Origin of the sequence: Paenibacillus sp. 32O-W, from assembly GCF_007679495.1 — a bacterium.
GTDB lineage: Bacteria > Bacillota > Bacilli > Paenibacillales > NBRC-103111 > Paenibacillus_L > Paenibacillus_L residui.
Map to the genome: position 1 here is coordinate 1 of NZ_VEGP01000104.1, position 10,528 is coordinate 10,528.

Consider the following 10,528-nt stretch of genomic DNA (forward strand, 5'->3'; position numbering starts at 1 on the left):
TAGGTTCGGGGTGGAAGTGCAGCAATGCATGGAGCTGACGAATACTAATCGGTCGAGGGCTTAACCTATACATGATCATGGATCCACAATGGATGAATCGCTAAATTCGCTACTAGTTTTCAGGGAATAAACCCTGAACAGAAAATAAATCGTTTGGTGACGATGGCGGAGGGGAACCACGCGTACCCATCCCGAACACGACCGTTAAGCCCTCCAGCGCCGATGGTACTTGGACCGAAGGGTCCTGGGAGAGTAGGACGTTGCCAAGCGGTTACTTCAAAGAAGACTTCATCTCTCCCGAAGGAGAGTATGCGGAATCTTTGAACGAAGAAAGCCAAGAAGCTGGCCCGGCCCAAGCAGTGGATTCCGATGCCGACCTTGAAGAGTTTCGAGAAGCGGCACAACCGATGCGGAAGGACGTTGCCAAGCGAACGTTCCCTGATAGCTCAGTTGGTAGAGCACTCGGCTGTTAACCGAGTTGTCACAGGTTCGAGTCCTGTTCGGGGAGCCATGCTTCCATAGCTCAGTAGGTAGAGTGCATCCATGGTAAGGATGAGGTCACCGGTTCGAGCCCGGTTGGAAGCTTCAGTCTGGCCCGTTGGTCAAGCGGTTAAGACACCGCCCTTTCACGGCGGTAACACGGGTTCGAATCCCGTACGGGTCATTATTTTGGACGCTTAGCTCAGCTGGGAGAGCATCTGCCTTACAAGCAGAGGGTCGGCGGTTCGATCCCGTCAGCGTCCACCACTGTATAATTTTCGGTGGTATGGACATACTATTAGCCGTTGTAGCTCAATTGGTAGAGCAACTGACTTGTAATCAGTAGGTTGGGGGTTCAAGTCCTCTCGACGGCACCAGTTCTTTTATAATGGGGATTAGCCAAGCGGTAAGGCAACGGACTTTGACTCCGTCATGCCCAGGTTCGAATCCTGGATCCCCAGCCATTTTACTCTTAAGCAGATAAGCTTAGCCGAGTATTCCGATTATTGTCGGAAGAATGCGAGCCATTAGCTCAGTCGGTAGAGCACCTGACTTTTAATCAGGGTGTCGGAGGTTCGAGTCCTCCATGGCTCACCATTTGATATGCGCGTGTGGCGGAATTGGCAGACGCACTAGACTTAGGATCTAGCGGGAGACCGTGGGGGTTCAAGTCCCTCCACGCGCATTCAAATAAACACTTGACTTTTCTAAGAAAACTTGTTATATTAGAATGCGTGATTGAAAATGCGGACGTGGCTCAGTGGTAGAGCATCGCCTTGCCAAGGCGAGGGTCGCGGGTTCGAATCCCGTCGTCCGCTCCAATAAGTGCCCTTAGCTCAGCTGGATAGAGCGTTTGACTACGAATCAAAAGGTCGGGAGTTCGAATCTCTCAGGGCACGCCACTTTCTTCATGCGGCGATATAACATCTTCGGGACGTAGCTCAGCTTGGTAGAGCACCTGGTTTGGGACCAGGGGGTCGCATGTTCAAATCGTGTCGTCCCGATATTTATGTCATGACTCCCACAACAAGACTCATCATTGTGGGTTATCATGCGGGTGTAGTTCAATGGTAGAACTCCAGCCTTCCAAGCTGGTAGCGTGGGTTCGATTCCCATCACCCGCTTCCAAAGATAACGAAGTGAACCTTGCTTAGATAGCAAGGTTTTTTTATTTAATTGGAAGCTGCTTGTTCCATACCGAGACAAAGCGAAGTTCAGATTCCGCAATGTTTAAAACTCCTTATCCGATAAGGAGTTTTTTATTTTTAATTGACCTGTTGCGACAGATCGTTATTTTTTTCCTGAATTATTTTATTGTCAAATGTCGCTCCTTATAATATAATCGAACCTGTATATACATGTTTGATTTAATTCGATCATTATATTGTCATTTTATTATATTTTTAAGGAAAATCATGTATATACATGATTTCATTTCGATGAATACTTAGCACGATTAACTAAAGGATGGATTGCATTGCATTTAAACAAGAGGCCGGAGAGCGCCTGGTGGAAGAAAAGTACGATTTATCAAATTTATCCGAAAAGCTTTATGGACTCCAACGGAGACGGAATTGGCGACATCAACGGTATTATTCAGAAGTTGGATTACTTCGTCAAATTGGGAATCGACGTCATTTGGTTAACTCCGATCTATGAATCCCCCCAAAGGGATAATGGGTATGATATAAGCAATTATCACCGTATTGACGAGAAATATGGGACGATGGAGGACTTCGAACATTTAGTTCAAGAGGCTCGCCGGAGAAACATTAAAATCATTATGGATATTGTAGTCAATCATACTTCAACAGAGCATGAATGGTTTAAGCAGTCTCGTCAATCGGAAAACAATCCGTATAGAAATTACTATATATGGAAGAAGACAGAGGATGGTAAAGAACCGAACAACTGGCAGTCTAAATTTGGAGGATCTGCTTGGAAATTCGATCCACAAACGGGCGCCTATTATTTGCATCTGTTTGATGAGACACAAGCGGACTTAAACTGGGAGAATGATGAGGTCAGACAGAAGGTCTACGATATCATGCACTTTTGGCTTCAAAAAGGGGTAGAAGGGTTCAGACTCGACGTCATTAATCTTATCTCGAAGGATCGAAGGTTTCCGGACGATGATTCCGGGGACGGAAGGAAGTATTATACGGACGGCCCCAGAGTGCATGAATGGATGCATGAGATGAATCGGGAAGTATTCTCCAAGTACAAGATGATCACGGTTGGAGAAATGTCATCGACTACCATAGACCACTGTATTAAATATACGAACCCCGAGCGTCAAGAGCTGAATATGGTATTCAATTTTCATCATTTGAAAGTCGATTATCCGAATGGAGAGAAGTGGGAGCTTGGAGACTTCGATCTCGTAGCCCTAAAGCAGGTTCTGTCGGACTGGCAGGTGGAGATGCATAAGGGCGGCGGCTGGAATGCGTTGTTCTGGTGCAACCATGATCAGCCCAGAATTGTAGGACGGTATGCCGATGACGGCGAGTATCATAAACAATCGGCCAAAATGCTCGCGACGACGATCCATATGATGCAAGGAACTCCTTTTATCTATCAGGGAGAGGAAATCGGGATGATTGATCCGAAATTTGACGATATAAACGATTATCGCGATGTGGAAACCCTTAACATGTATGAATTAATGAAGAGCGCCGGCAAGGACGAGCCGCAAATCATGGAGATCATCAAGAAAAGGTCGCGCGATAATTCACGAACTCCTATGCAGTGGAATGCATCCGTAAATTCGGGGTTTACAACAGGCACTCCATGGATCAAGACAGCTTCAAGCTACAAAAGAATTAATGTAGAAGCTGCACTGGAGGATGAGGACTCGGTCTTCTACCATTATCGGAAGCTGATCGACCTCCGCAAGAAGTATGACATTATCATTGATGGCGACTACCGGCTCATTCTGAAGGAAGATCCGCATATTTTTGCCTATATTCGGTCGGCCCCTGGAGAGAAATTGCTTGTGATCAATAATTTTGCCAATAAACGTTCGAGCTTCGAGCTGCCGGCAGATCTTGATTTAGATGGTTATAGAAGCGAAATATTAATTTCGAACTATGAGGATTCTTCAATGGATTATCGAAGGTTAAATTTACGCCCCTATGAATCAATTGTTTATCATTTGAAAACCTATGACAAGTTCGAGGAGGCGCCATGAACAAAAAGTATATGATGATATATCGCGATGTCATCGGAAAAATCGAGAAGGGAGAATACGAAGCGAATACCTTTCTTCCTTCGGAGAATGAGCTTGTCCTTCAATATGATACATCGCGGGAGACGGTACGTAAGGCGCTCAATCTTTTATCCCAAAACGGCTACATTCAGAAGATCCGCGGCAAGGGCTCCATCGTACTGGAGATCAAACGATTTAACTTCCCTATCTCAGGCTTGGTCAGCTTTAAGGAATTGTCCAAGCAGCTCGGAAGGTCATCCAAAACCGTCGTGGAGAAGTTAAAAATCATTAAGCCGGACCTGTTCCTTGCCACCCAGTTAGAAACAGACGAAGAGGATGAAGTATGGGAGGTTGTCCGGGTAAGGCATATCGGCGACGAAAGAATCATTCTGGACAAAGATTACTTCAAGAAGAAATGTGTGCCGGATCTGACTATCAAGATCTGTGAAGAATCGATATACGAATATATTGAAAAAAAGCTCTGCCTGGAAATCGGGTATGCAAAAAAGGTCATATCCGTTCAGGAAGCTACGGAAGAAGATAAACAATATTTGGACTTGCATCACTACAACATGGTGGTCGTAGTACAGAACTATGTTTATTTAAATGATACGACTCTGTTCCAATATACGGAATCGAGGCATACGCCGGATAAATTCAAATTTGTAGATTTCGCCAGAAGGAATTATTAGAAGTAGACGAGCCGACGAGGTGATGCATGTTGAGGTTCATGAAAAAATATTATTTGGAAATATTATTTGTCCTTCCGCTTTCCATATACATTCTCGGATTTACGATAATTCCGATCTTGAAGACGATTTCGATGGGCTTCCAGGATCCGTCGACCGGAGAGTGGACACTATCCGTTTATCAGTACTTATTTAATAAGCCTAACTTCTCCAGAGCAATCTGGAACACGATCGGGATCACAGCCATCGGTTTGACGATTCAGATTACGGCGGGACTTGGCATTGCCATAATTCTGAAGCAAACCTTCAAAGGCAAGGGCATTATCCGCTCTTTAGTGCTAATGCCGATGGGGATCCCTACCCTTGTATCCGGGGTTACTCTGCTTTACGTATTCGGGACGCAAGGTTATTTGAATGAATTGCTGTACCGTCTTGGTTTGATTCAAGTCCCCATCAACTGGACAAGCGGGGATTGGAAGAGTCTGTTTGTCGTAGCTTTCGCCGATACGTGGAAGGTGCTCCCTATTGTAGTGCTGCTGCTTCTGGCGGGACTGGAGTCGATTTCCAAAGAGATCTATGAGGCAAGCAGCATCGATGGGGCATCGAAATGGCAGACCTTCAGAAACGTGACTCTGCCGCTGCTCAAGCCGACGATTACGATGACGATCATTTTGCGGGCCGTCGATTCCTTCCGGATTTTTGAATTGCCGCAAATACTGGTGGGTAAAGCGGTGCCGTTCCTATCGACATATGCTTACGAAGAGTACGCTTATAACAATCTGAGCGCATCTGGAGCAGCCTCGACCATACTGCTTCTCCTTATCGTCATATTCGTCTTGTTGTACCTCAAATTTGTTGATAGAGGGGAGGGGCTGAACGTTGGCAAGTAAAAGCTGGGTTTCCAGAGCAGGGCTTTATGCGGCAGTCATCTTTATAAGTTTCCTTATGATCGCGCCCGTATATATCCTGGTGAAAATATCGTTTAGCCAGCCCGGAGAAGTACTGACGCAGCATCCGACCTTTCTGATCCATGAAGTGACTTTTAAACATTGGAAGCAAATTTTCGAATCGGGCAACCTATGGCCGCCGTTAAGAAAAAGCTTTACGGTAGCGTCCCTTACAATGATTATAGCGATTCTAATCGTGGCGCCGGCATCGTATGCCATTTCCCGAATGGGCACCAAAGCGAAGTACGGCTATATCCTGACACTTTTCTTTACGAAGATGTTCCCTATTGTAGGGATTGCCCTTCCTATTTCGGTCACTTTCCTGAAATGGAATCTGCTTGACACGGATATTGGATTGGTGTTGGCGCATCTAATCGGACAGCTGCCGTTCATGGCATGGATTCTGGTCGCCAATTTCTCTTCCATTCCGATAGAACTTGAAGAAGCGGCTTATGTCGATGGAGCCACCAGAATGCAGGCACTGATCAGGATAATTCTTCCGGTTGCCATGCAAGGAATAGCGGTAGCCGCCTTGTATGTTTGGCTTAACTCATGGAACGACTTTACTTATGCGCTGTATCTGTCGCTCTCTACGAAAACAATGCCACTTCAAATTTACTATTACGTTGAGAGAGGAGGGTTCTTCCAGCAAGCCGCTTATGCGACGATACTTGCTATTCCGGTATTCATAATCACTTTTATTTTCCAAAGATATTTGAAGTCCGATTATTTAGGGGGCGCCGTCAAAGGGTGATATATCAGCTCTTAGCGGGAAAAAATACATTATACATCATCGGAGGGGTTACTGAATGAAAAGCAATATGAGCAAGCTACTGGCTGTAGGTCTCACAACAGTTATGGTATCCGGGGTCGTCGCAGGTTGCGCCAAGAACTCGACACCTTCGTCCGAAGGATCCGGAGCATCGGGAGAGCAGCCTAAAAAGCTCACGGTGACGATGGCATTAAGTGAAGAAGAATGGGCGGTTATGAAGCAGGACATTATTCCCGCTTTCGAAAAGAAGCATAATGCGAAAATCGAAGCGCTGCAGGTAGAGGCCCAGGATGTTGTGAAAAAGCTGGAGGCCATGAAGCAGGCTAACAAGATGGAAATCGACTTAATTGCCCAAGACGTGAATAATACATCGCTTCTTGTTTCCAAAGGGCTCGTGGAAGACTTGTCCGCTTATAAGGACAAAATTCCCGGTGAAGCGATCGAAGGATTGGTGACAGCGGGAGAATTTGATGGTAAAACTTACTTCCTGCCCTATAGACCAAACGTTGAAATCAATTATTATAACGAAAACAAATTCCAGCAGTATGGGCTAGAGGCGCCTAAAACCTGGGACGAGCTTCTTCATGTTGCAAAGACGTTGAAAGAGAAGGAGCAGCTCGGAAGAGTCGCCTTGAAAATCAAACTGACCGGCGATGTGATAGAAATCGTCGAATTTATTCGTCAAGCCGGCGGAGATCCGCTTGTGTTAAATGACGAAGGAACGATTAAGGCCTATACTTACCTGCAGGAGCTGTGGCCTTATCTATCCGAAGATACGTTAAAAGCAAGCTTCAGCTCGACAAACAGCTTCCTGGCAAGCGAATCCGTATACTATGCGCCTAACTGGCCGTTTGGCGTGAATATTATCGTTAAAGACGGCGGCAAGACCGAGATTAAAGCGAATGCCGGCTTCAGCGGCCCCGAAGGCGCAGTTAAAACGTTGGGCGGAGAAGTAATGGGGATTCCGGTCGGATCGTCTAACAAAGAGCTGGCGCTGGAATTTATGGAATATTTAATGTCCAAAGAAGTTCAAGAGCAATTGATTACGAAGTTGGGTTGGCCTTCCTTTAGAAGCGATGTTTACGGCGAGGTAGAGGATTGGCAGAAGCCGTATTTCGAAGCGGTGCAAGAGGGCTTGAAAGTGGCCAAGCCGCTGCCTAACGTTCCTTATTGGGCGGATGTGAACAAGGCGATCAACGAATCGCTGAGTGAAGTCGTTATTGATAAGAAGGATGTTAAAGAAACTTTGGACAAATACGCCGAAATCATTCAAAAAGCGAAAAGCGAACACGAATAAGAAAAACATATTGACGTTGGAAAGAGACACCCGGGGGTGTCTCTTTCATATGTGCGAAACAGAAGGATCCTTGGAACTTTTCACTAAATCTATAAAGATGTATATTCATTCTGGATTTTTATGATAAAATAAATGAATGTGAAGAAATGTTCGCGGTTGAGAAAGCTCCTTAAGGTTATGACAAAAATGAGGTGAAATTGGATGTCGGAAAGTACGAATGCACTAGCCAAGAACCAACCTAGCAGTTTACTTCGCAGAGATGTCCGCTTTCTAGGAAATATACTAGGCGATGTATTAGTGCATCAGGGCGGGAATGAGCTGCTTGAAATCGTTGAGAAGATCAGAGAGATGAGCAAGACATTGCGAACGCAATTTGATCGGGAGGTTTACAACGAAATTAAAGAAACGATCAAATCGTTCGATCCGGATATTCGCCACCAGGTCATCCGGGCGTTCGCCATTTATTTCCAATTGGTCAATATTGCCGAGCAAAATCACCGGATTCGCCGCAAGAAGGATTATGAGCGTTCTGCGGGAGAGTCTATCCAGCCGGGATCGATCGAAAGCGCGGTTAAAGAGCTTAAAGAAAGGAATCTGGCCGTAGACGACGTACTGGAAATTATGGGCCGTATCTCTTTGGAGCTGGTGATCACTGCCCATCCTACGGAGGCTACACGAAGAGCCGTATTGGATATTCACCGCCGGATTTCCGACGATGTCATGGAACTGGATAATCCCATGCTTACCGTACGGGAGCGGGAGCAGCTTCGCGACAGATTGTTGGCCGAAGTGTTGACTTTATGGCAAACCGATGAGCTTCGCGACCGGAAGCCGACGGTACTGGATGAAGTGAGCAATGGATTATATTATTTCGACGAAACTTTGTTCGATGTGCTTCCGAATGTGTATGCAGAAGTGGAGCGCTGCCTGGAGAAATACTACCCGGGTGAAAATTGGCATGTCCCTAATTTTCTAAGATTTGGCTCCTGGATAGGTGGCGACCGAGATGGTAACCCTTCGGTTAAGGCGAACGTAACGTGGCAAACATTACTCATGCACCGTGAAGTAGCCTTGGCCAAATATGAAGAGGCGCTGCGTACGATGGCCAGTCATATGACCTTCAGCAAAAATATCGTCAGCGTTACGGATGAATTGCTGCAATCGATCGAGAAGGACCGTTCCCTCGTACAATTAAAGAAGGAAGAACCTTGGCGCAATGAGAAAGAGCCTTACCGGGTTAAACTGACCTATATGCTCGAGAAGATCCACAATACGGGCAGCCGTAGTGCGGAAGAGGAAGGTAAATATTCATCACCGAAGGAATTTATCCAGGATCTGGAGATCATTGAGCGGAGCCTGAGGAATCATTATGCGGACTTTGTAGCGGATCATTACTTGCTGAAGCTGATCAGACAAGTGGAGCTATTCGGTTTCCATATGGCGAAGCTGGATATTCGACAGCACAGCAGAGAACATGAATCCGCGATGACCGAGGTTCTTGCACGCATGGGTATAGTCTCCAACTACTCAGAATTAGATGAAGCCGCGAAGGTTGAGCTTCTCACCGGAGTTTTGAATGATCCCAGGCTGATTACTTCTCCTTACATGGATTATTCCGAGTCTACCCAGGAATGTTTGGACGTGTTTAAGACGGTCAAAGAAGCACAGCTTCTCTTCGGCCAGGATTGCATCTCCAGCTACCTGATCAGTATGACGGAATCGGCCAGTGATTTGCTGGAAGTTATGGTATTCAGCAAGGAAGTCGGATTATATCGTCGTGAGAAGGACGGCAAGGTTCTGTGCACGCTGCAGCCGGTTCCGTTGTTTGAAACGGTGGACGATTTGCACGCGGCTCCGGAAATCATGCGAACACTGTTCGAAATTCCGGCTTACCGGGCCAGCTTGGACGACTTGAACCCTCTCCAGGAAATCATGCTAGGATATTCCGACAGCAATAAAGATGGCGGAGTATTAACCGCTAATTGGGAGCTTCGTTCTGCTCTGGAGAACATCACCGAGATGGCTAACCAATTTGATATCAAATTGAAGTTCTTCCATGGCCGGGGTGGAGCTCTGGGCCGGGGCGGAATGCCGCTGTACCGGAGTGTTATGGCTCAGCCGCCTCAGACGCTGGGCGCCGGTGTCAAGATTACGGAGCAGGGAGAAGTTCTCTCCCAGAGATATTCCGTTAAAGGCATTGCCTATCGGAGTCTGGAGCAGGCAACCTCTGCTTTAATTAAAGTAGGAATGTACGCCAAGCTTTCACAGAATGAGGCTTGCGCCTCCGAGTGGGAAGAGATTATGGAGCAGATTTCGCAAGCTTCCCTGAACAAGTATCAGGACCTGGTCTTCAGGGACAAGGACTTCCTGACCTTCTTCAGAGAGTCTACCCCGCTTAAGGAGATTGGGGAATTGAACATCGGTTCGCGCCCATCGAAGAGAAGCAACAGTGACCGGTTCGAAGATTTGCGGGCAATTCCATGGGTATTCGCGTGGACACAATGCCGTTATTTATTCCCTGCGTGGTATGCTTCGGGAACCGGCTTGCAGAGCTTCTATAACGACAAACCCGAGAATTTGGCCACGCTTCGGGAGATGTATCAGAAATGGCCGTTCTTCCGTACGACCATCGATAATTTACAGATGGCACTAGCCAAAGCCGATTTGAATATTGCTAAGGAATATGGAAGAATGGTGAAGGATCCGTCCATCGCCGAGCGTATTTATGAACTAATTCGGGAAGAATATGAATTAACATCGAAGATTCTTCTGCTTATAACCGGGCAGCAAGAAATTATGGATAATGACCCTAACCTCCAAGAGTCTATTCGCCTGAGGAATCCTTATGTCGATCCTCTAAGCTATATGCAGGTAGAACTGCTTACAGAGTTAAGGGCAATTCGGGAGAAACAGGAAGACGACCCAACGCTGCTGCGTGAAGTGCTTCTGACCATTAACGGAATTGCCGCAGGAATGCGCAATACGGGTTAAGACCGGGCACTGGTCTCATCTAGAAACCCTTTTTTACAGTGGAGTCGGGAGCCTTCGGGTGCCCGACTTTTTATTATGGCTTTAGCCAGTTGAGCTCGCGAAGCGTGCGAAACAAAAAACCACCCGCTATGCGGGTGGAGGGAT

6 protein-coding genes, 12 tRNA genes and 1 rRNA gene are annotated in these 10,528 nt (G+C 46.6%); all 19 read left to right on the forward strand.

Going from position 1 to position 10,528, the window contains the following annotated elements; genetic code table 11:
• Positions 1–152 precede the first annotated feature (152 nt).
• The 19 genes from rrf (at position 153) to ppc (ending at position 10,384) form a co-directional block, all read left to right on the forward strand.
• A 5S ribosomal RNA gene (gene rrf / locus FS806_RS24025) occupies positions 153–269 on the forward strand.
• 166 nt (positions 270–435) lie between these two features.
• A tRNA-Asn gene (locus FS806_RS24030) sits at positions 436–511 on the forward strand.
• A gap of 1 nt (position 512) precedes the next feature.
• Positions 513–585, forward strand: a tRNA-Thr gene (locus tag FS806_RS24035).
• Positions 586–592: 7 nt separating this feature from the next.
• A tRNA-Glu gene (locus FS806_RS24040) sits at positions 593–664 on the forward strand.
• A gap of 7 nt (positions 665–671) precedes the next feature.
• Positions 672–747 (forward strand) — tRNA-Val (locus tag FS806_RS24045).
• A 34-nt stretch (positions 748–781) separates the two neighbouring features.
• Positions 782–857 (forward strand) — tRNA-Thr (locus FS806_RS24050).
• Positions 858–869: 12 nt separating this feature from the next.
• A tRNA-Gln gene (locus FS806_RS24055) sits at positions 870–944 on the forward strand.
• A 57-nt stretch (positions 945–1,001) separates the two neighbouring features.
• Positions 1,002–1,077 (forward strand) — tRNA-Lys (locus FS806_RS24060).
• An 8-nt stretch (positions 1,078–1,085) separates the two neighbouring features.
• Positions 1,086–1,165 (forward strand) — tRNA-Leu (locus tag FS806_RS24065).
• A gap of 61 nt (positions 1,166–1,226) precedes the next feature.
• Positions 1,227–1,301 (forward strand) — tRNA-Gly (locus FS806_RS24070).
• A 4-nt stretch (positions 1,302–1,305) separates the two neighbouring features.
• A tRNA-Arg gene (locus FS806_RS24075) sits at positions 1,306–1,382 on the forward strand.
• A 28-nt stretch (positions 1,383–1,410) separates the two neighbouring features.
• Positions 1,411–1,484: transfer RNA gene (locus tag FS806_RS24080), tRNA-Pro, on the forward strand.
• Positions 1,485–1,533: 49 nt separating this feature from the next.
• Positions 1,534–1,604 (forward strand) — tRNA-Gly (locus FS806_RS24085).
• Between the two features lie 353 nt (positions 1,605–1,957).
• On the forward strand, positions 1,958–3,670 hold the full coding sequence (gene treC / locus FS806_RS24090) for an alpha,alpha-phosphotrehalase (RefSeq protein ID WP_144941748.1): 1,713 nt from the start codon (positions 1,958–1,960) through the stop codon (positions 3,668–3,670).
• Complete coding sequence (gene treR, locus FS806_RS24095) at positions 3,667–4,380, forward strand: trehalose operon repressor (protein ID WP_144941750.1); 714 nt, start codon at positions 3,667–3,669, stop codon at positions 4,378–4,380. The genes treC and treR overlap by 4 nt, the downstream gene beginning before the upstream one ends.
• Before the next feature lie 26 nt (positions 4,381–4,406).
• Entirely contained in the window at positions 4,407–5,267 is an 861-nt protein-coding gene (locus FS806_RS24100) for a carbohydrate ABC transporter permease (RefSeq protein WP_144941752.1), read from the forward strand.
• On the forward strand, positions 5,257–6,078 hold the full coding sequence (locus FS806_RS24105) for a carbohydrate ABC transporter permease (protein ID WP_225312826.1): 822 nt from the start codon (positions 5,257–5,259) through the stop codon (positions 6,076–6,078). Before FS806_RS24100 ends, FS806_RS24105 begins: the two co-directional genes overlap by 11 nt.
• Positions 6,079–6,133: 55 nt before the next feature.
• Positions 6,134–7,393, forward strand: a complete 1,260-nt coding sequence (locus tag FS806_RS24110) for a sugar ABC transporter substrate-binding protein (protein ID WP_144941754.1) — start codon at positions 6,134–6,136, stop codon at positions 7,391–7,393.
• 201 nt (positions 7,394–7,594) lie between these two features.
• On the forward strand, positions 7,595–10,384 hold the full coding sequence (gene ppc / locus FS806_RS24115; protein WP_144941756.1) for a phosphoenolpyruvate carboxylase: 2,790 nt from the start codon (positions 7,595–7,597) through the stop codon (positions 10,382–10,384).
• Positions 10,385–10,528: the final 144 nt, after the last annotated feature.

What these genes read in the sequence shown, in the direction of transcription:
- FS806_RS24100 (WP_144941752.1), top strand. Translation starts at nt 4,407, where the DNA reads ATGTTGAGGTTCATGAAAAAATATTATTTGGAAATATTATTTGTCCTT.
- ppc (WP_144941756.1), top strand. Translation starts at nt 7,595, where the DNA reads ATGTCGGAAAGTACGAATGCACTAGCCAAGAACCAACCTAGCAGTTTA.
- FS806_RS24110 (WP_144941754.1), top strand. Translation starts at nt 6,134, where the DNA reads ATGAAAAGCAATATGAGCAAGCTACTGGCTGTAGGTCTCACAACAGTT.
- treR (WP_144941750.1), top strand. Translation starts at nt 3,667, where the DNA reads ATGAACAAAAAGTATATGATGATATATCGCGATGTCATCGGAAAAATC.